Source organism: Streptomyces sp. CB02980 (assembly GCF_014451325.2).
Lineage (GTDB): Bacteria > Actinomycetota > Actinomycetes > Streptomycetales > Streptomycetaceae > Streptomyces.
Window position 1 is genome coordinate 162,945 of the sequence record NZ_JACSCH020000001.1, and the last position, 18,943, is coordinate 181,887.

Sequence of the window (18,943 nt, forward strand, 5' to 3'; positions counted from 1 at the left end):
TAGTGCGCTACTCTCCCCGCATGGAGACCATCGTGGAATCGTCCGGACTGCCGGCCGACGTCTACTCGGCGAAATGCCCGACACGCCAGGTCCTCGACCACATCTCCGGCAAGTGGACCATCCTGGTCGTGGACGCCCTCCTCGAAGGCACCCTGCGCTACACCGACTTGAGCCGGCGTATCGAAGGCGTGTCCCAGAAGATGCTCACTCAGACTCTGCGCGGCCTCGAAGCCGACGGGTTCGTCACCCGCACCGTGTATCCCACCATTCCGCCCCGAGTCGAATACGACCTGACGGAGCTCGGTCACAGCCTCGGAGAGCCGATCACCGCCCTCCGCCAGTGGACAGAAACCCACATCAACGAGATCGAGCGAGCCCGAGCCCGGTCAGCATCAGAGGCCGGAAAAGCCCCCTGACCTGCTGCACCCCACACGGCGGGCGCGCAAGCCCACGGACCGACTCCTGTTCGACGGGCAGCAGACGCTGACCGGCTCCAGGCCGGCTGTACCGGGGAAGCCTGCGACCGTCATCGGCGGCGGGCTCGCGGGGAGGGTTCCGGGCTTCCTTCCAGGCCGGTAGCTCGGTCCGCGGCCGTAGCCCGAGCATGGTCACGGGACCTGGCTCACGATCCGGCCGGCGGCCGACATCGAAGGCCGCCGGGTCGATCTCCTTCAGCTCATCGGCCGGCCGGTTGACGGACCGCCGTAAGCCGAGGTCGATGCGCCGCTGCCCGCGCCGTGTCGGACGACTGTCGGTGGGGACAGCGACCTGTCGGCGGAATGTGGGTGGCGTGAGAGACCGTGGGAGCTGGGCCTGACCGGCTGTGAATGTGCGGTCCCGCCCGCCTCCAGACCACTCCGAACCTCCAGGAGCCCGCCATGCCCTCCGTTCCCCAGGTCCCGCAGTGGGACGTCCGCCGGCTGCCTCACGCCGAGGGGAAGAGCTTCCTGGTCACCGGCGGCAACGCGGGCATCGGGTACTTCATCGCCGAGCAGCTCGCCGGCACCGGAGCCTTGGTCGTTCTCGGCAGCCGCGACAGGGCGAAGGCCGGCGAGGCGATCACTTCCATCAGCTCGCGCGTCCCGGGTGCCAGGCTGAAGCACATGCCCCTGGACCTGGCAGATCTCGCGTCGCTCGAAGCATCCGTGGATGCGCTCGGTCTGGATCGCCTCGACGCCGTCGTCCACAACGCCGGCGTGGCGCTCGACCATCCTCCGCGCCGGGAAACCGCGGCCGGCCACGAGCTGATGCTCGCAACCAACCACCTGGGGCACTTCGCGCTGACCCATCACCTGGCCCCCCTGCTCACGGCGACCCCGGGGAGCCGGATCGTCACCACTGGCAGCTTCGCCGCCAAGTCCGAACGCCTGGACCTCGACGATCTCCAGAGCCAGCGCGACTACCAACCCAAACGTGCTTATGCGCGGTCGAAGTTGGCCCAGATGCTCTTCGCCGTTGAACTCGACCGCCGCCTGCGTGCAGCAGGGAGCGCGACGCTGAGCGTGATTGTTCATCCCGGGGGCGCGCTCGACTCCCTCACGCCTTCGCGCCCGCCGATCCATGCCCGGACCGCCGGCGAGCGCCTGCGCCAGCTGCCGCTCGGTCTTTTCGTCCAGGGCAAGGACGCTGCCGCATGGCCCGCTGTTCGCGCCGTGCTCGACCCGAGCGTCCACGGTGGCCAGATGTGGACTCCCGGACTGTTCGGGCTGCGCGGTACCCCCAGGATCGAACCTCTCTGGAACCACCTCGCCGACACCACGACCGCGGCACGTCTATGGGCGGCCAGCTGCGACCTGACGGGCAACGACCTGGCGTTCACCGCACCGACAAGGGTCCGGCGGGACTGCAGGCCCAGCGACTGAGCGGTAGAGCGAGGCGGACTACGCGGACTACGCGGAGAACCCCGACACCGACGGCCGCATGGCAGCCGTAGTCGCGGCCGTGGAGGGCCTGACCTCGGGAAGGCGGAACCCAGGATTGCGGGTGCGCCGACCGCATGGTGCGCCAGTGGGGCCGACGACGCCACGCGGGTGACCGGTGGCGCTCCGGCGGCGGCGCGCTGGAGCAGTCCGTTGTCATGACTGGCCGGGCCCGTCGAGGCGTTCGGTGGGACCGGCGAAGGAGAGGAAGAGAGTCCGGGTGGTGAGCAGCCAGGTGTCGTCCACCTTGCGCAACGTGTCCTCGCAGTACCCCACTTGAACCGGGGGCCGCGACGGTACGAGGCCCTCGCTGTGGCCGTCGACACGGTACGTGGTGAAGTAGGTGGTGGCGGCGGTGTCCGCCGAGGTCACGGTGACCAGGATGGTGGTGCATGTACGTCGTGACAGTCGGTCTGCGGGCCGGTCGCCGAAGGAGATGCGCAGGGCATCGTGGCCCGCGATGCGGTGGTCGCCGGCGGGCCATTCCCAGGTGTCGTCCTGCGTGAAGAGGCCCGCCACCGAGCTCGGATTCCCGAGGTCGAGCCGGTGGGCGAACTCGACGACCAGCCGTTCACCGGCACGCTCTGCGAGCAGGCGCTCCAGCGGGTCAAGAGTCGCTGCAGTGGCGCCACTCGTCCCCTGACTCCTCTCTGCTATCCATGGCGGCACTTGAGTAGTTGACCTATGGTGTGATCTCGTCGCCTATCCGGGGGGAATCATCACGTGGCGAACGCCGAGATCGCGCGTATCCGAACCGAGGAGCCGTCCGCGCCCGCCGCCGCGAGCCTTGGCCCCTCTGCAGGCACCTGGCACGGCGTCTCGGACAAGAAGTACTCAGTCGCCTGGCCGGAGATCACCGACCACGGTCTCGGCTCCGGCACCCCGGTGTTCAACGGCTCCCAGCGCAGGTCCACGGCCCCGGAGACGGCAAAGCTGTTCCAAGTTCCCCACGGCGAACTCTTCATGACGCTGTGTCGCCGGCTGAACCCCAACCTGAAGGGCTGACCCCTCGACCGTGGAGCAGCTGAAGGGGCAGGACCCCACACACATCGGTCCGTACCGCCTGATCGCCCGACTCGGTGCGGGTGGGATGGGCCTGGTCTATCTGGGGCGGTCCGATCTCGGCCGCACGGTGGCAGTGAAGGTCGTACAAGCCGAACACGCCCAGCATCCGGAGTTCCGCGGGCGGTTCGCCCGCGAAGTCGCCGCGGCCAGGCGGGTGGGCGGGGACTGGACCGCCGCCGTTCTGGACGCCGATACCGAGGCAGCTGTGCCCTGGGTGGCGACCCAGTACATCCCCGGCCCAGACCTGACCACCGTGGTGGGCAGGAATTTCGGCCCGCTCCCCGAACACTCGGTCTGTACGCTCGCCAACCGCCTGGCCCTCGCGCTCCAGGCCGTCCACGAGGCGGGCCTGATCCACCGCGACCTCAAGCCTTCCAACGTGCTGGTCACGGTCGACGGGCCGCGCGTCATCGATTTCGGCATCGCACGGGCGCTCGACAGCATCGGCGGGGACAGCCTGCTCACCCGCACCGGCATGCTGATCGGCTCCCCCGGCTTCATGTCCCCGGAGCAGGTCCGGGGGCAGAAGCTCACCCCGGCCAGTGACATGTTCTGTCTGGGTGCCGTCCTGGTGTACGCCGCCACGGGCCGGCTGCTCTTCGGCGCCACGGACACGGGCCTCAACGCCCACCTCTTCCGCATCGCCGAGGAGGAGGCGGACCTGACGGGCGTACCGGACTCACTCGTCGACCTCGTACGAGCCTGCCTGCATAAGGACCCGGCCCAACGGCCCACCCCGGCGCAGGTGGCCGAGCGCACGGCGACGGCCCGGACCGAGGAGTGGCTGCCAGGGTCGGTGCTGGCCGACCTGGGCCGTAAGGCGGCGGAGTTGCTCGACTTCGTACCGCAGGCGCGGGCAGCGCAGCAGGCCGCGCAGGTCCAGGGCCCTGTCCCGGTCGCCCAGCCCGTGCCGACCTCCTACCCGCTGGCGCCGCCCACGCCGCCTGCGGCCGTCCCGAACCCGTACTCCCCGACCGCCCCGGCCGGCCTCGGCCCGGCACCGGGCTACGACCCGCCCGCAGGCGGGCTGCCCGACCCCGCGGCACCGCCGTCGCGAGCCGGGGCCGCGCTGGCGATGGCCGTGCTGGCGCAGTTCGCCGTGCTGCTCGACGCGTCGGTCATCGGCTTCCTGCTGCCCGACATCGCCTCGGACGTGGGGCTCAGCGACACCTTCCTGCGGTGGATGTACGCCGGATACGCCATATCCTTCGGCGCCCTGCTGTTCATCGGCGGGCACCTCTCGGACCTCATCGGCCGCAAGGCGACGCTGCTGATCGGCCTGACCGGTTTCGTGGTGGCCGGCGTGGTCCGCGCCGCGGCCGGTGGGCCCGCCTCCATCCTCACTGCTCAAGTCCTCCAGGGCGTGTTCGCCGCCCTGATCGCCCCGGCCTCGTTCGGCCTGGTCGCTGTCCATTTCACCGAGCCGCAAGCGCGAAGGAAGGCTTTCGGGATCTACGCCCTCGTGGGCGTCGCCGGTTCCGTCCTGAGCCTGTCGGTCATGGGACCACTGCTCCAGTACGTGGACTGGCGCGTCTGCTTGTACGCCACCGCCCTGCTGGCGCTCATCGCACTTGTCGGCACCGCCGCCTCGGTCCGCGACCGGTCCGTCCTCCGCGCTCCCGCCCGCTTCGACACGCCCGGGGCGCTGCTGAGCGCCGGCGGCGTCACCACCCTTGTCTTCGGTTTCGCGGAGTCCGGGGCCTCGGGATGGGAAGATCCGCTCGCCTCCGTCTCTCTGGTGTGCGGCATCCTCTTGATCGCAGCCTTCGTCCGGCGGCAGTGGAGGGCTTCGAGCCCGATCCTGGCGCCGTACCCGAACAGGAACCGCAACAGTCTCGGCGTGTCGCTCACTTTGTTCCTGACCGGGCTGGCCCTTGCGATCGTGGTGCCGGTCCTCGGCCGTTACCTCCTGTTCATGGCCGGTCCGGGAGTCGGGGGGCTGGGGGCCTTCGTGCTGACGACCGGCTCCTTCCTCGTCGGCTCCCTTGCCGTCGCCGTCCGGCTGCTACCCCGCGTCGCTCCCCGCACCCTCCTGGTGCCGGGCCTCCTGGTCGCGGCGGTCGGGGTGTTGCTGGTCCAGTCGGACACGGAGGCCACCACCAGCGTCCTGGCGGGCTTGACCTCCCTCGGCCTCGGCCTGGGCATCGCCGGCGCGGTGCTCTACTCGACCGTCACCGACGGCATCGCCGCACACGACTCCGGCGGCCGGGGCAGCCTCGTCATGGTGAGCCAGCACACGGGGACCGAGCTCGGATTCGCGCTGGTCGGCGGGGCGGCAGGGCAGCTTCACGCGGGCTCCCCCGAGAGCCTGTACATGGCGGCCGGGGCCCTGGTGACGGCGGCGCTGATCGGGGCCCTGATGATCAAGGACTCGGCCGGGACGGTCACTCCCCCCGGCCCCTGGACAGCCCCCGCCCCGCAGGACACGAACGGACTGCTGCTCGTGAACGGCACCCACACCGAGCGCGTCTTGACGTCGCGGCACGGGATGGAGCTGGTACAGGAGATCAGCCGTCTGCTCCAGTCCGAGAACGTCACGATGACCAGGCTCGGCACGGATGTGACCCTCTGGCACGTCCCGGGCCCCGGGAGACCCAATCCGATCGCGAGCCGACTCATGGCGGAGCACGGCTTCCAACCGGTCAACGGGACCGCGGTCGTGGCCGGGAAGACGATCGGCCACAGCACGTTCCCGCTGAGCATCGACGCGGTCGAGCAGATCGCACGGCGCATCGAACAGTAGCGGCGAGGGTCTGCAAGACACCGAGAGCACAGCGGCCGCTGCCCGTCAGGCCGGCCTCGATCGCGATACCGCTGCGCTGTTGGTAGCAGAACGACAGGCTGTCGGCGCGCAGGCCGTCGTACAGAGCATCGGAGATGTCGAACGGATGGCTGACCTGTCCGCTGACGACCAGGGTGAAGGCGGAGCCTGTGCCGGTGCGGGCGCCGAAGTCCACCAGGTGCGTCGACTGGCCGGACGTCTGATCGGCGCCTCTCAGCGTCGTCGTATCCGACGCGACCTGCGCGACGGGCAGGTCGCGTAACTGCCAGGCGAGCGGAGCGGTGGCCGAGCTGACCAGGGTGGCCCGCTTCGGGCCGTCCGGCAGGTAGCCGAGGTGGTTGACCCGGACGGGGAAGTCGGCGGCGCCGCGAGGGCAGCACCGCTGTCTGCACCGGCGGGGTCCGCCGCGAACGCGGTGGTCGTCAGGGTGCCGGCGGCCAGGGCGAGACCGGTGAACACGGCGGAAGCGCGACGTCACACACTGCGGAGAATGACAGGAGCCAAGGGTGGGGCCTTCCGCGAAGCGAATCAGCTGGACGGAGGGCTCCGATCCGTCCAGAAGCCGGCTTCGCCGGTCTCCCGTCAAGAGACCTGCGGGAAAAGAGTCTCAGTCAGGGCCCATCGATGGCCGTCGCGGTTGCGGCGCGCCTTCCGCGCCCTCGCACCGAAGTCGTCGTCACCCTCCGGTCGAAGCGGAGAGAGTGTCGAGGTAGCGGGCGACGTGGGAAGGGTGAGTCAGCTGGGGGTAGTGCCCGGCCCCCTCGATCTCGGCCACCGGGCAGTCGACAGCCACGGTCAGCGGATCGGCCGAGCCCACGACGATCCGGACCGGGACGCGCACGGTGTCCAGCAGGGCTCGTGACCGATGACGCTCGGCCACGTCGGCTCGCACGGCCGCGACCACCCTGCGGGCAGCTCCCGGACGACGCAAGTCCGCCGCCGCGCTCAGCACTTCCGGCCCCACGGGGACGCCGAGGGCCCTCGCCAGCCGAGTGGCCGGCATACGGCGCAGCATCGGCGCGACCAGCCGCGAGCGCGTCGTCCGGGGCGCGGGCGCCTGGAGGAACGACGGTGAGACGAGGACGAGGCGGCTGATGCGGTCCGGGTGGTCGACGGCGAAGCGGAGCGCGGGTCCGCAGGCCAGGGAATGGGCAACCAAGGTCGGGCGGGTCTGCAACGGGCTCAGCAGATCGGCCAGCCAGTCATCGACCGGCTGGGTCGTGGCGGCCGAGCGTCCCAGGCCCGGCAGGTCGGGGGCGAGAACGGGGCCCGGGAGGTGGGCGGCGAGAGGTGCCCAGAGGTCGGCGTTCATCGGCAGCCCGTGCAGCAGGACGTGCTCGGGGTGGTGCCGCTCTCCGACGACCCAGGTCGCGCCGCCGGCCACGGAGCGGTGGAAGCCGTGCGGGCTCAGCCAGGGCGATACGGCTCCGAAACGGGCGGCCACCAGGTCGTCGGTCCAGGCGCGCAGAGCATCGGCGGCTAGGGGCATCTCCAGGCCGGCGCCCGCGGCGAAGGCATGGGCGGAGGCCGTCGGGTAGCGGTCGGGCGCCAGGAACGACAGGGTCTCGGGGTCTGCGCCGGTCACCCTTCGCGGGAGACGACGCAGGAGGCCGACGGGAATCGACCGGCGAGGTGCTCGTACACCCATGTGGTCGGCGATCGTGCCGATCAGCTCGGGCAGGAGGGGGGTCTCATCGTCGAGCACCCAGTAGTGCTCGCCCGCCGGCGATGCGGGGATCTCCGCCAGGAACCGTACGAGGTAGTCGATCGTGGTGATCGGTAGGAAGGTGTCGGGGCCACCGGGCAGCATGGGGAGTCGTCCCTCCCACAGGTCCTCGACGAGGGAGGCCAGGCCGATGTGCTGGCCCGGGCCGATCACGGTGCTGGGATTGGCGATGGTCAGCGGGACCCCCAAGGCATCCGCCCGGGCGCGCACCGCGAGGTCGCCCTCGATCTTCGACGCCTCGTAGGCGCCGAGCCGGGCGTAGTCGGGGTGGCCTTCGGCGGCGCTGACCCGGTATCCGCTGATGTGCACCAGCCGCCGCAGTCCGGGCAGGCGGGCAGCCCATTCCACCACGTTGAGCGCCCCGGTGACGTTGGTCGCCCGCGCTTCCGCCTCACCGAGTCCGAAGGCGAATCGACCGGCGGCGTTGTAGACGTCTCGGACCTCGGGCAGCTCCGTCAACGGTCGGGTGATGTCGCCGGCGACGATGTGGAGCCCGCCGAGGTCGACGCCCTGGGAGATCAGCCAGGGGGTGAGCGTGTCGTTGCGAACGGCTGCTGCCACCTTCTGCCCCCGCGTGAGCAGCTCGGCGACGAGAGAGCGGCCGATGAAGCCGGTTGCACCGAAGACGATCGCGTCCATGGAACATCCTTAATAGATCGGTCTACATATTCTTGGGACAAGGAAAAGCCCGCCGGTCACCGGCGGGCCGTGTCAGCTCAGCAGGACGCCGATCTGGCGGGTGACCCTTTCCAACGGCTCCTTGCTGCGGTGCGTCCGGGCCAGCAGGAGCGCTCCCTCCACGAGGGCGAGGATCATGACTGCGAGGTCATCGGCGTCGGGGCGGCCCGCCAGTCGCGCACGCAGGGCGTCCTCCCACGAGGTGTACACCTCCGAGCACACTTCCTGCAGCGCGTCGCTGGTGGCGGCGATCTCCAACGCGACGGTGGCCACGGGGCACCCCTTGCGCCACCCGGACTCCTCAAGCCGGTCGCCCAGATGCCGCAGCACCGCGCCGGCGAACTCAGCTGTCGACATGCTGGAGTCGGCCATTCCCTCCAGGGCATCGCCGATCGTGCGCCCGGCCCGCCGGACGGACTCCCCGACGAGCTGGTCCTTACCTCCGGGAAAATGGAAGTACAGCGAGCCGCGGGGGGCGCCACTGGCCGCGATCACCTGATTGAGTCCGGCACCGTGGTAACCCCCGGCCTCGATCAACTCCTGCGTCGCGTCCAGCATGCGAACCCGCGTCTCAGCACCCTTCAACCCCATGAGGGAACTGTAGACCGATCTACATATTCTATCAAGCCTCGTTCCCCCGACCCGCGTTGACGCGGCGGCATACCAGCCACGGCGTCCGTGGTGCGCGTCCCGGTTCAGCCGGTTCCTGGTCGCGAGAAGGCGGACGCGAGGTCCCGCTCATCCGGCCACCCGCTACTGCGACCGATCTCCTCACCGAGAGCATCACTCCCGTACCGGCGGCGTGTGGCAGAGAGAGAACAGCTCAGGATCGCCCTCGTCCAAACCATGCAAGAGCCCCATCGGGCTCCATCCGGCTCGCTGGAGCAAACGCTGCGGGCATACCATTGACGGAGAGCGCCGGCTCACGGCGGACACCAACGCATCGCCGATCGGAGGGGCGTGCTCCTGCGAAGCGGTGGCGATCCAGACGGATCAGGGATGCGGACGCCTCGGGCGTCCCGAACTCTGTGAGCGCGTCAGGTACTTCGGCACGGATACGTGCGGGGCAGCCTTCCTCTGGCCTGCTCGGAGCCGTCCTGCCTCCGGTCGTGAGCACGCCCTGGACCGCCCTCGTCGGCCGGTCCTGCAGACGAATTCAGGGCGGCATCGACCGCTTCCAGGTGACGGGTGACTCGACCGAAGGAGACCATGCCACTGTCGGCGCCGGCGGACTCCGCTCGGGCGGGGAGGAGCTCTCGACGGGCACGGCGCAGCTCCGGCAGGTCCCCACGGTCTCGTCCGCACGGTCCCCACGGTCTCGTCCGCACGGGCCAGGACGCACCACAGGGCCTCTGGAGGAGGTCGTGCGGGGGCGTGGCACCGTCGTCAGTGCCCGGCGCGCCTGCTCGGTAGCGCCCCGCGCCTGTTCGGTGGCGCCCGAGGCGGCAAGCAACAGGGGGTCGAGCCAGGGCCGGTAGGGGCCCGCGTCGAGATGGGCGAAGTCTTCCGGGTCGAGCGGGACGTCGTTCCTCATGACGGGGACCAGGGCCACCAGAGCGGCTGCTGCCTGGGCGAGGCCGGGGTGGTGTGCCGGTGGGCGGGCGGACCCGGCCGGCAGAGTCGGGCGGCGCTGGTACGGAGCCGCATCCGGAGGGGACGGGCTCACTCCGGCAGCCACGTTTCAAGGCCCCGTTCACGGACAAACGGTCGGTCGAAGCGTGAGGGAGGGAGGAGCTCTGATGAAGGCTACCGGCGTGGACAGAGGTGCGGTCAGGAGGAACCCCAGGGTTGTCTGGCGCGATCTGGTGCTGGCCGTGGGGCTCGTGGGGATATGTGTCGCCGGTCTGATGCTCTTCTTCAAAGCAGCACAGACGGCGGGAAGCCGCGGCTCGGGGGTCGTCGCGGCCGTCCTCGTGGCGCTCGGCGCCCTGGGAGTGCTGTCCGTCGGACTGTCGACCGTCACAAAGGACGTGTCGTTCTTCCGCCTGCGCGGGCGCGGGCGTGACGTCCGGCGGGGCAACCTGGTCCCTGCCCCGGCCGCTCCCGACATCGGCGGCGAGGCCTTGGACCACGCAGCCGTCGACGCCGACGGCTTCGAGCACACGGTTGCCGCGCTCTGCGCGAGAGACGGATGTACCCCCGTGGAAGTGGTGGGCGGAGCGGGCGACCTGGGCGCCGATGTCGTCGCGGTCACCGTGGACGGCCTGCGTGTCGTACTCCAGTGCAAGCACTACGCACCGGACAACCGCGTCGGTTCCCAGGATCTGCAGAGGTTCGGCGGTACCTGCTTCACCATCCACGAGGCGGACGTGGCCGTCGTCGTGACCACAAGCTCCTTCACCGCCCCGGCTCTCGAGTACGCCGCCACGTGCGGGATCATCTGTGTGGACGGCGAGGCACTGGCCGCGTGGACGGACCAGGTCACGCCCGCGCCTTGGGGCGCGCCCGCCACGGAGCCGGCCGCTCCCATCTCGCTGGGCGGCGGCCCGGCCTGAGTCTCTGGGCCACGGGCCGAGTGCCGACGCGCGGGCCGGGGCACCGTCGCGCCTTCGCGGGCCTGTGATTTCTGCCGTGGTCGGAGTCGAGGGTGGTCCCTGATGCTCCGGGCGGGAAGGCGGACGATCGCGTCAGTCCACTGGTTCGTCGACATCGGAATTCTCGTACTCCGCCTCGTCGGCGCCGCCCCGGCGTCCGGTTCCCGCCACGTCGGTCGCGGGTGCCGCGGAGTCGGGCCAGTCCGCTACGGGTATTGCCAGAGGATCCTCGCCCTGCTCCGCCTGCTGGTTCTGCGGGTCGCGAGGGAGTGGCTCGTCTGCCTCCTCCGGCTCGTCCGGCTCGTAGCGCGCGTCCGTCTCATGGCGCCGGCCCGTCCGATCGGGCTCCTGCTGGGTGTTCATACAGGCTCACCTTCCTCTTGTGGCGGTTCCTGCCTGACGGAGCCGTCGGGCGGCAGCATCGCCCTGGGGGCCTCGCCGCTCGGACACCGGACCCGCCCCTTGGCTGCCGACCGCAGCCCCGTCCGTAAAACACGTGCGCCGCGCAACGCCGTGCCCGTGCCCGTCTCTCGCCGAAGAGCTGCGAGGCCACTTTCACGGGACGGGTGCCGCCGCCGGCCTGGGGGCGGCACCCGGGCATCAGCTGGGCCAGGTTCCGGTCAGGCGCCGGACCGAGGTCGCTCCGGCGCGGTCGACGGCAGCCTTGACGACGGCGAAGATCGCTCCTTGCAGGGCCGCGGCGAGCAGAATCTCTCGCCACGTGCGTTCCTCGTCCATCGCGCCCGGGGCGTCGTCGGTGTGCCCGGCCCTCTTCCACATCTGGTTGAAGGCGGCGCGGGCCAGAATGCCGCCCGCGAAGCCGAACGCAAGGCCTACCGGCCGGTAGGCGAGTTTGGCGGTCTTCATCGTTGCCTCCGGCTCCATCGCACGAGAAACAGAACGCCGCGCGGCGGCTCCCACGAGCAGGGAGTTCGGTAGGCCCGTGCTGCGGCCGTCCCCTGACCGACCTTGTCGGCAACGAGGTCCGGCGTCCGCTCTGCGGCGAGCTGCCCCGCACGAGCAGCCGTGCCACCCAGCTGCGCAGCGGAGTGAGCCGCCTTGACCACAGCCGGGTCGGGGGTCTTGTCCTTCGCGAGCCGGGCGGTGTGCTCCGCGGTCTCGCGGAGCTGACCGGTGACGGCAGAGCCCGTCGCGACGCCATGCGTCCTGAGATCGGCCGCCTTCTCCATGGCCTGGGCCTTCACGTCGGCCCTGGCGGCCAGCGCTTCCACGGGCTGTCCGAGCTTCTCACGGGCGTGCGCGACCATCCTGCGCAGTTCCTCGGCTGACGGCTCGGATGTGTCGCCTCGGGGCTGATGTCTCATCGGTGTGCCTTCTCCTCGATCTCGCCGACATCGACCTTGACGCTGCCGATGATTCGGTCGGGGGCCCCATCCGTCCACGGTTCGTCCGAACTGCCCGGCCCGGGAGGACGTTCCAACAGCCCCCATGCAATGCGCCTCCCTCCTGCACCGATCCGGAGTCCCCGACCCGAGCGGAGTCCAGGGCCGAACACACCCGCCGTTCCGCGGCCCGGATGCCCCAGGGCGAGCGCCGCCCGCTTACGCGCCTACCCCGTCACCGGCAGGCCACCCGTTCACACCTCGGCTCGCGATCCGTCCAAGGCCCGGGGCCAACTGCGCCGGTGGTCGCAGAGCGCGTCCTCTTCTGCTGCCGCGGCGCCGTTGCCGACCGACGACCGGGTGGACTCGCGGCGGGGATTCTCCGGACACCGGCACCTCGGGCGACGGCCCTTCATGATCGGGGCAGAAGCGCTGAAGAGAAGTCCGGCCCTGGCGACAGGGCCGGGCCCGCAGCTGGCGACACGACAATGAGGAGAATGGTGTGACGGGAATCAGCGGCGCCGACAACCGGAACGAGGACCGGGAGGGGGGCCGGGACGAGGACCAGGCGGATCTGCTCAGCGGCCTGAGCGTGGACAAGACCAACCCAGAGCAGCCCATTCTCCTCAGCGCCGAGGGCGCCCCGATCCGTACCTGGCGGGAGAACTACCCCTACGACCGCAAGCTGCGGCGAGGCGAGTACGAGCGGGCCAAGCGGATCCTGCAGATCGAGCTGCTCAAACTGCAGCGATGGGCCAAGGACACCGGCGCGCGGGTGGTCGTCGTGTGTGAGGGCCGCGACGCCGCCGGCAAAGGCGGCACCATCCAGCGGTTCACCGAACGCCTGAACCCGCGAGGCGCCCGGATCGTCGCTCTGGACAAGCCGACGGAGCGGGAAGCCGGGCAATGGTATTTCCAGCGTTACGTCGCCCATCTCCCCGGCCTCGGCGAGATCGTCTTCTTCGATCGCTCCTGGTACAACCGGGCGGGTGTCGAGCGCGTCATGGGGTTCTGCTCGGACGACGAGTACGCACTGTTCCTTCGCCAGTGCCCGGTGTTCGAGCGCATGCTGGTCGACGACGGCATCCACCTGGTCAAGTTCTGGTTCTCGGTGTCGCGATCCGAGCAGCGCACCAGGTTCGCCATCCGGCAGGTCGACCCGGTGCGACAGTGGAAGCTCTCCCCCACCGATCTGGCGTCGCTGGACCGCTGGGACGACTACACCACCGCCAAGGTCGACATGTTCAGGGCGACGGACACCGCGCACGCTCCCTGGACGGTCGTCAAGAGCAACGACAAGCGCCGCGGGCGTCTGGCGGCCATGCGCAGCCTCCTCTGGCGCATCGACTACGCGAGTAAGGACCCCTCGGCCGTGGGGGAACCCGACCCCCTCGTCGTCGGCGCCGCGGACACCCTCCTCGAGGCCGGCGAGGAGACCTCCGCCCTCTCCCCCACGCCCCTGGCCCCGCGCCATCAAGGCCCGGGAGCCCACCCGGAGACGAACAGCGACACGTAGGGCTCGCCCCCGTGGCTCGGAGTCCGTCCGGTCGTCGTACGCGTCGGCCACCGTCTCGAAGGCGAGGATGAACCCGCGGACCAGAGCACTGACCGGACCGGTGAGCTGGGTCAGAACCGGTCGGAGACCGCAATCCTGGGCGGCTCTGCGGCCGGGGCGTTCGTGGCGGGGCGCCTGGCCCACGGAGAACCCCGTGGCCGAAGGGGGCCCCGCCAGCGTCGTCGTCGATGCCGCCGACGGTGGCCGCCACGTCGCATGGGCGCAGCTCGCCGCGGTGTTCAACCGACGGTCGCGATCTGGTGCGCGCGAAGGGGCCCACGCTCACAGGAGCCGTTCGGCCCGAGGACGGTCGGCACACGGCACCTCCGCACGCCGTCGCCGCCGTCCACGAGGCCGAAGCGACTCCGCCCGGCTCTCGGAGTGCCGGGTCAGCGGCGGATGCCCGCGTACGCCGACGGGGAGATGCCGCCCTCCGCGCCCTGGGCGCCGCCGACCGTCCAGACCCGGCCCGCCGCGTCGGTCGCGGCGCCGTAGAGGTACCCGGCGCCGCGCGGGTTCTCCGTACGCTTGAGAAGGCCGTCGGATCCGAGCGTCAGGACGTAGTTCCCGGCCGGGTTGACGTCGGGGTTCATGGTCTCCCCCACGATCACCGGGCGGCCGGAGCCGTCGAAGGCGATGTCGAACAGCTGGCCCGTCTCGGCGGGCGTGCGGACGATGGACCAGACGCGGCCGTCGAAACGCACGACGACGGGACGGCGCCACAGGTTCTCGTCCCGCATGTGACCGACGGCCCAGATGTCGTTCGCCGACCGCCGCTCGATGCCGTCGAACATGGCGCCGTCGAGCCCGCTCGGCAGCTTCTGCTTCGTCCACGACGTGCCGTCGAACCGCGAGACGCCGTCGCCGATGGCGAGGACGACCCCGCCGGGGCCCGCTTCCAGCTGGGAGACCCAGGCGAGCCCGGTGTCGGCCGGCAGCAGGGTCCAGCCGCCGCTGCCGTCCGCCCTGCCGCGGAACAGAGCCGGCCGGTACTCGCCGGTCGCGTCGGTGTATCCGCCGTGCACCCAGACCGCACCGCGCGCGTCCACGTCGACGGCCGACAGCGACGTGCCGTCCGCCCCCTTCGGGAAGGGCAGCTCGACCGCGCTCCAGGCCTTGCCGTTCCAGTGCTGGAGCAGCGCTCGCCCCCGGTCCCAGTCGTCCTCGCCGACGGCTTCGTGGCGGGTGCCCACGGCCCACACCTGGTCGGGCGCGCCGACGGCGAGGTCCTCCAGGCGGCCGTGCTCGGCGGGCTGCGGGGGCGCCTGCCAGCGGGTGCCGGTCCAGCGCAGCGCGACCGGCGCGAAGGGCCGGGTGGTCGCGTCGTCGTGCTTTCCGACGGCCCAGGTCGCGCCGCCCGCGGTCTCGACGTCGAACAGCACGCTGCCGTTGCTGCCCGGCGGGCTGACGTTCCGCCAGTTCTGGGTATCCGCGGCGGCGGGGGCCGCGGCGACGGCGACGAACGAGGCGAGGCCGACGGCGACGGCAGTGGCCGCACGGGGCAGGGAAAGGTTCATGACGGGATTCCTCGCAGGGAGTTGAATGTTGTACGTGCTCTCACCCCATTGACGCGCCGACCCACGGGAGATGTTTCATGATTCTTCGAAACAGCTCAGGGCAGGGAGCGAGCACAGGTCGGGAGCGGCGCCGGGGGGCGGTCCGCGGCGGAGGGCGGCGAGCTCCGCGGGCCGGAGCGGGCCCCGGGCAACCTACGCACCCACCTCCCCGTGAAGTACAGGCGTCCTGTCGCCTTCCGCGGACGGCGCTTCACCCTCCTTCGCGGGCGCTCGTCCTGGCATACGGCGCACCCTGTGGGGAGCAGCTCTCAGTCCACTCCCCACAGGTGAACCCCTGGAGATCCGTCAGGCTCGCCAGCAAGGCACGCACCTTGTCCTCATCCAAGTCCTCATCCAAGTCCTCATCCAACGGCAGGGTCTCCCCCCTCCTCGTCCACCCCACCTGTCAGGAGAACCGGACCGTGTCAACTCTGGTACGTCCGGCCGAAACGCCGGGCGAGCAGCGTCGCCAGCCGGTTCACCGGCTGACGGCAAAGACCCTCATCGTCCAGCGCGCAGCAGGCGCGACGGCCTGGCCGACCTCAGCGGAACGCGGCGACATTGCGGGCCGCCCAGTCGGCGAACCGGCGCGGGGCTCGGCCGATGACCTGCTGGACGTCCGGGCTGACGCGCAGCTCGGCCGGGCTCGGGGAACCAAGGATGTCCAGGGTGTCGTCGGCGAGTTCGGCCGGCATGCTCCGGGCCATGGCGGCCTTGGCCTCGTCGCGGGTGAGGTCGTCGAACCGTACGGGCGAGCCCAGCGCGGCGCCGATGGCCTCGGCCTGCCGGCGCGGCGTGATGACCTCCGGGCCGGTCAACTCGTACACGCCGCCGGCGTACCGGTCGTCCAGCAGGCACGCAGCCGCCACCTCGGCGATGTCTGCCGGGTCGATGACAGGCACTCCGACGTCACCGTAGGGCGCTGCGACGACCCGCCGCGCTCGGACGGACCCGGCCCACCACAGGGCGTTGGAGGCGAAGCCGCCCGGCCGCAGGATGGCCCACTCGACTCCTGACTCCCGCAGGGTGTCCTCCACCGCGCGCAACGCGACCCGTGTAGGGCCGAACGGCCTGGTCGCCACGCCCTGTGAGGACAGCAGAACGATCCGACGGACCCCGCCGGCGGCAGCTTCGCCGATGATGGAGGCCGGGGTGGCTCCGGCGGCATGCAGATCGCCGGAGAGCAGCACGAACAACGCCTTCGCACCGGCCAACACGGGCTCAAGGCCCGCCGGCTCGGCCAGGTCGGCCACCACATGGCGGACGCCGTCCGGCATCGCCGCCGCATGCCGCGAAACCGTCGTCACTTCCCGGCCCGCCTCGACCAGCGCCCGCGTCAGCGGCCGCCCCACGTTCCCGGTAGCTCCGGTCACCACGATCATGATCAGCTCCTGATTCCGTCGTCCTGTGTTGGTCTTCACGCTAGACAGGGGGCTAACCTTCAGTAAGGGCATACCTTTTGGTAAGCCCATAACGCGGCGGGAGGCGCGCAGCTCATGCAGACCGAGACAGGCAGGGCGTATGAGGTGTTTCACACCGACTGCCCCGCACGCGACACGGTCGACCACGTGACCAGCAGATGGGGCGTGTGGGTGCTGATCTCCTTGCAGGCCAACGACCTCCGCTTCTACGAGCTGCGCGAGAGCATTCGGGGCATCAGCGAGAAGATGCTCGCCCAGACCCTGCGCACACTCGTGCAGGACGGCCTCGTCTGGCGGAATGTCCAGCCGACCACACCGCCCCAGGTCACCTACGGACTCACGGAGTTCGGCCAGGACGTCGGCGAACCCCTGAAGGAGCTTTTCGACCGGATCACACGGCGGCTGCCACCACGCGACGTGTGACAGCCAGTCACGGGCTGACCTTCGAACCCCGTCTGTCGGAGCGTCGGCGAGGGCGCGGTGCCGGTCCGGTCGGCGGGTTCCGCCGCTACCTTCCCGTCGCCCACCCCGGCTTGCCCGTACGCCCGTACGCCCGTACGCCCGTACGCCCGTACGGCATCATCCGAGGTGAACTGAGGGGAAAGACGGGGGTGGAGCCGGACGAGGCAGTGACGGAACCCGCCGCGGCCCGGCTCGGCGCCGATGGCCCCTCCGAGCGCCTGGAGACCCTGCGGGCGAAGGCCGGGCGGCCACTTCCTTCCCGACCGGTGAGCCGATCGCACCGACATCCCGGCCGACAGCGGCTACGCCCCGTTCGCCGGGCCGGAGCGGCGGGCGGGGCGCAGCCGCGCCTGCCGCACATCCACCGCCGTGTCCGAGCCCGCGCCGAGCGACGGCGGCGCAGTCGACGAACGGCTCGGGGACCATGCCGGCCGGGAGCGCCGGTTCCCCGGCGACCAGCGGGGCGTGGACGAGGCCTCGTCGAAGTCCTGAGCGAAACTCGACGGTCGCAGGGCGGTCCACCCAGTGCCGAGCGACGTACCGCATCCTCGACCGAACACATGTCCAGGCCGAAGGTGGAGTCTCGCCCCGGATATCGGCGCCGCGCCCGGAGAGCAGGACCAGCCGCTGCACCCCGGCGCATTCGGCCCGGGCCACGAACTCGTGAACCGGGCCCGGCACGCTGGGGGCCACCACATGGGCGACGGGGATGCCCGGCAGGGCCGCATCCCAGCCTCCGGGGTCGGACCGGTCGAACCGGGTCGGACTCGATCGGGAGGCAGCGCGGACCGGTGCGCCGCGCAGCCTGAGCCGGGCGGCGATCCGCCGGTCGATCTTGCCTGATGCTCCGAGGACGAGAGTGATGCCGTTGCCCATGACGTCTGAAACACCACTCGCGCCCCACACCGCGCGAGACGATTTCGACCCCGACTCCCCCACTTCGGAGGCATTTCCATATGATCAGATAAGGATCATGAGCACTAGGATCCTGTACCTGTTCAGCAGCGCGGCCACACCGGTCTTTGACGTCGCCCGGGTCATCGAGGAGGCGCAGGCCGACGGCTGGGACGTGTGTCTCGGCCTCACGCCGACGGCAGCGCACTGGCTCAGCGAATCCTTGGACGGCCTGGCCGTGCTCACCGGCCACCCGGTCAGGTGGGACTACCGGATGCCGGGTCAACCGGACATCTGGCCCGAGCCCGACGCCATCGTGGTCGCGCCGGCACCCTTCAGCACGGTGAACGCCTGGGCCCTCGGGATCACGGACAAGTGGCTTGTCGACGTTGTCGCCGAAGGCATCGGGAAGACGATCCCGATCGCCGTAATGCCGTGCGTGAACCGGGCCCACACCGCACATCCTCAGTGGGACCGATCGCTCGAGACACTCAGGAGCGCCGGTGTCCGTGTGGTCTACGGCGAGGGTGGGTTCATGCCGAACGAACCGGGGCAGGGCGACCCGTCGGCGTACCCCTGGCAGGCGGCTCTGGAGGCGGTCGCCGACGTCCTGGATGGGGCGTAGTCCCGCATTCGACCAGTCGCGGCCAGTGGTACTGCTGGTCCGAACGTCACGCCTCCGGCCGGACATGACCGATCGCCACAGATCTCAGGGGGCGTTCTCACGTGGTTCCGCAGCGCAAAAGTGGCACGATCGCCCGACGAGGCACGAGCCGCGAAGGAGGAGCTGACCAGGCCACCGAGAGCGCCGGCCCCCGCTCGGGGAAACAAGGGGCCGGCGGCAACCGATGGGGCGCCCGTCCTGTGCGCCGCCCTCACGACGTTACGAGCCCGGCCTCGCCGACGCAGCTTCTGATGGGGCACCAGTGGTGATCCGGTCGCCAGGCCTCTCCGGTCCCGGCCGAGGGCTGAGGCGCCATTGCTCCCCGCGCAGCGAACGGTTCCCCG

General features: G+C 70.7%; 18 protein-coding genes. 9 read left to right on the forward strand and 9 right to left on the reverse strand.

Annotated elements, in window-relative coordinates; translation table 11 throughout:
- The first annotated feature begins 20 nt into the window (after positions 1-20).
- Both E0F75_RS00820 and E0F75_RS00825 read left to right on the forward strand, forming a co-directional pair.
- Positions 21-416: a helix-turn-helix domain-containing protein gene (locus E0F75_RS00820; RefSeq protein ID WP_187620468.1), complete on the forward strand. Its 396-nt coding sequence runs from the start codon at positions 21-23 to the stop codon at positions 414-416.
- A gap of 462 nt (positions 417-878) precedes the next feature.
- Positions 879-1,862 (forward strand): SDR family NAD(P)-dependent oxidoreductase, encoded by a 984-nt coding sequence (locus tag E0F75_RS00825; RefSeq protein WP_187620469.1) that lies wholly within the window; start codon positions 879-881, stop codon positions 1,860-1,862.
- A gap of 213 nt (positions 1,863-2,075) precedes the next feature.
- Here E0F75_RS00825 and E0F75_RS00830 read toward each other — a convergent pair whose 3' ends face one another.
- Complete coding sequence (locus E0F75_RS00830; RefSeq protein ID WP_229312407.1) at positions 2,076-2,588, reverse strand: nuclear transport factor 2 family protein; 513 nt, start codon at positions 2,586-2,588, stop codon at positions 2,076-2,078.
- Between the two features lie 54 nt (positions 2,589-2,642).
- Here E0F75_RS00830 and E0F75_RS00835 point away from each other — a divergent pair, with 54 nt between their 5' ends.
- Both E0F75_RS00835 and E0F75_RS40290 read left to right on the forward strand, forming a co-directional pair.
- Positions 2,643-2,924 carry a hypothetical protein gene (locus tag E0F75_RS00835; RefSeq protein WP_187620470.1) on the forward strand — a complete coding sequence of 94 codons (282 nt, stop codon included), beginning with the start codon at positions 2,643-2,645 and terminating at the stop codon, positions 2,922-2,924.
- A 10-nt stretch (positions 2,925-2,934) separates the two neighbouring features.
- Complete coding sequence (locus E0F75_RS40290) at positions 2,935-5,727, forward strand: bifunctional serine/threonine protein kinase/MFS transporter (protein WP_187620471.1); 2,793 nt, start codon at positions 2,935-2,937, stop codon at positions 5,725-5,727.
- On the opposite strand, the gene E0F75_RS00850 is transcribed toward E0F75_RS40290, so the two are convergent.
- The 3 genes from E0F75_RS00850 to E0F75_RS00860 form a co-directional block, all read right to left on the reverse strand.
- Positions 5,627-6,244, reverse strand: coding sequence for a cellulase N-terminal Ig-like domain-containing protein (locus E0F75_RS00850; protein WP_229312408.1), 618 nt, complete (start codon positions 6,242-6,244; stop codon positions 5,627-5,629). The two genes, E0F75_RS40290 and E0F75_RS00850, sit on opposite strands and share 101 nt — an antisense overlap.
- Before the next feature lie 198 nt (positions 6,245-6,442).
- On the reverse strand, positions 6,443-8,131 hold the full coding sequence (locus E0F75_RS00855; RefSeq protein ID WP_187620472.1) for an alpha/beta fold hydrolase: 1,689 nt from the start codon (positions 8,129-8,131) through the stop codon (positions 6,443-6,445).
- 72 nt (positions 8,132-8,203) lie between these two features.
- Entirely contained in the window at positions 8,204-8,728 is a 525-nt protein-coding gene (locus E0F75_RS00860) for a TetR/AcrR family transcriptional regulator (protein ID WP_206706098.1), read from the reverse strand.
- A 1,181-nt stretch (positions 8,729-9,909) separates the two neighbouring features.
- On the opposite strand from E0F75_RS00860, the gene E0F75_RS00865 reads away from it, so the two are divergent.
- Positions 9,910-10,665 carry a restriction endonuclease gene (locus E0F75_RS00865; protein WP_187620474.1) on the forward strand — a complete coding sequence of 252 codons (756 nt, stop codon included), beginning with the start codon at positions 9,910-9,912 and terminating at the stop codon, positions 10,663-10,665.
- 132 nt (positions 10,666-10,797) lie between these two features.
- On the opposite strand, the gene E0F75_RS00870 is transcribed toward E0F75_RS00865, so the two are convergent.
- The 3 genes from E0F75_RS00870 to E0F75_RS00880 all read right to left on the reverse strand — a co-directional run bounded on the left by E0F75_RS00870 (position 10,798) and on the right by E0F75_RS00880 (position 12,155).
- Complete coding sequence (locus E0F75_RS00870) at positions 10,798-11,067, reverse strand: hypothetical protein (protein WP_187620475.1); 270 nt, start codon at positions 11,065-11,067, stop codon at positions 10,798-10,800.
- A gap of 237 nt (positions 11,068-11,304) precedes the next feature.
- Complete coding sequence (locus tag E0F75_RS00875; protein ID WP_187620476.1) at positions 11,305-11,571, reverse strand: DUF4235 domain-containing protein; 267 nt, start codon at positions 11,569-11,571, stop codon at positions 11,305-11,307.
- Positions 11,568-12,155, reverse strand: a complete 588-nt coding sequence (locus E0F75_RS00880) for a DUF3618 domain-containing protein (RefSeq protein ID WP_308189527.1) — start codon at positions 12,153-12,155, stop codon at positions 11,568-11,570. Before E0F75_RS00880 ends, E0F75_RS00875 begins: the two co-directional genes overlap by 4 nt.
- A gap of 403 nt (positions 12,156-12,558) precedes the next feature.
- Between E0F75_RS00880 and ppk2 the strand changes: the two genes are divergently transcribed.
- Complete coding sequence (ppk2, locus tag E0F75_RS00885; RefSeq protein WP_374115361.1) at positions 12,559-13,563, forward strand: polyphosphate kinase 2; 1,005 nt, start codon at positions 12,559-12,561, stop codon at positions 13,561-13,563.
- A 428-nt stretch (positions 13,564-13,991) separates the two neighbouring features.
- Here ppk2 and E0F75_RS00890 read toward each other — a convergent pair whose 3' ends face one another.
- Together E0F75_RS00890 and E0F75_RS00895 are read right to left on the reverse strand one after the other, a co-directional pair.
- Complete coding sequence (locus E0F75_RS00890) at positions 13,992-15,119, reverse strand: hypothetical protein (protein ID WP_187620478.1); 1,128 nt, start codon at positions 15,117-15,119, stop codon at positions 13,992-13,994.
- Positions 15,120-15,700: 581 nt separating this feature from the next.
- Positions 15,701-16,540, reverse strand: coding sequence for an SDR family oxidoreductase (locus tag E0F75_RS00895; protein ID WP_187620984.1), 840 nt, complete (start codon positions 16,538-16,540; stop codon positions 15,701-15,703).
- 114 nt (positions 16,541-16,654) lie between these two features.
- Here E0F75_RS00895 and E0F75_RS00900 point away from each other — a divergent pair, with 114 nt between their 5' ends.
- The 3 genes from E0F75_RS00900 (at position 16,655) to E0F75_RS00910 (ending at position 18,560) form a co-directional block, all read left to right on the forward strand.
- Positions 16,655-17,002 (forward strand): helix-turn-helix domain-containing protein, encoded by a 348-nt coding sequence (locus E0F75_RS00900; protein WP_187620479.1) that lies wholly within the window; start codon positions 16,655-16,657, stop codon positions 17,000-17,002.
- Between the two features lie 408 nt (positions 17,003-17,410).
- On the forward strand, positions 17,411-17,533 hold the full coding sequence (locus tag E0F75_RS40645) for a hypothetical protein (RefSeq protein ID WP_374115354.1): 123 nt from the start codon (positions 17,411-17,413) through the stop codon (positions 17,531-17,533).
- Between the two features lie 382 nt (positions 17,534-17,915).
- Positions 17,916-18,560: a flavoprotein gene (locus E0F75_RS00910; protein ID WP_308189528.1), complete on the forward strand. Its 645-nt coding sequence runs from the start codon at positions 17,916-17,918 to the stop codon at positions 18,558-18,560.
- Positions 18,561-18,943: the final 383 nt, after the last annotated feature.

Coding starts and splice junctions, on each gene's coding strand:
- E0F75_RS00860 (WP_206706098.1), bottom strand. CDS start 8,728: ATGCTGGACGCGACGCAGGAGTTGATCGAGGCCGGGGGTTACCACGGT.
- E0F75_RS00900 (WP_187620479.1), top strand. CDS start 16,655: ATGCAGACCGAGACAGGCAGGGCGTATGAGGTGTTTCACACCGACTGC.
- E0F75_RS00890 (WP_187620478.1), bottom strand. CDS start 15,119: ATGAACCTTTCCCTGCCCCGTGCGGCCACTGCCGTCGCCGTCGGCCTC.
- E0F75_RS00910 (WP_308189528.1), top strand. CDS start 17,916: ATGACGTCTGAAACACCACTCGCGCCCCACACCGCGCGAGACGATTTC.
- E0F75_RS00895 (WP_187620984.1), bottom strand. CDS start 16,540: ATGATCGTGGTGACCGGAGCTACCGGGAACGTGGGGCGGCCGCTGACG.
- E0F75_RS00870 (WP_187620475.1), bottom strand. CDS start 11,067: ATGAACACCCAGCAGGAGCCCGATCGGACGGGCCGGCGCCATGAGACG.
- E0F75_RS00825 (WP_187620469.1), top strand. CDS start 879: ATGCCCTCCGTTCCCCAGGTCCCGCAGTGGGACGTCCGCCGGCTGCCT.
- E0F75_RS00820 (WP_187620468.1), top strand. CDS start 21: ATGGAGACCATCGTGGAATCGTCCGGACTGCCGGCCGACGTCTACTCG.
- E0F75_RS00875 (WP_187620476.1), bottom strand. CDS start 11,571: ATGAAGACCGCCAAACTCGCCTACCGGCCGGTAGGCCTTGCGTTCGGC.
- E0F75_RS00865 (WP_187620474.1), top strand. CDS start 9,910: ATGAAGGCTACCGGCGTGGACAGAGGTGCGGTCAGGAGGAACCCCAGG.
- E0F75_RS00855 (WP_187620472.1), bottom strand. CDS start 8,131: ATGGACGCGATCGTCTTCGGTGCAACCGGCTTCATCGGCCGCTCTCTC.
- E0F75_RS00880 (WP_308189527.1), bottom strand. CDS start 12,155: ATGGGGGCTGTTGGAACGTCCTCCCGGGCCGGGCAGTTCGGACGAACC.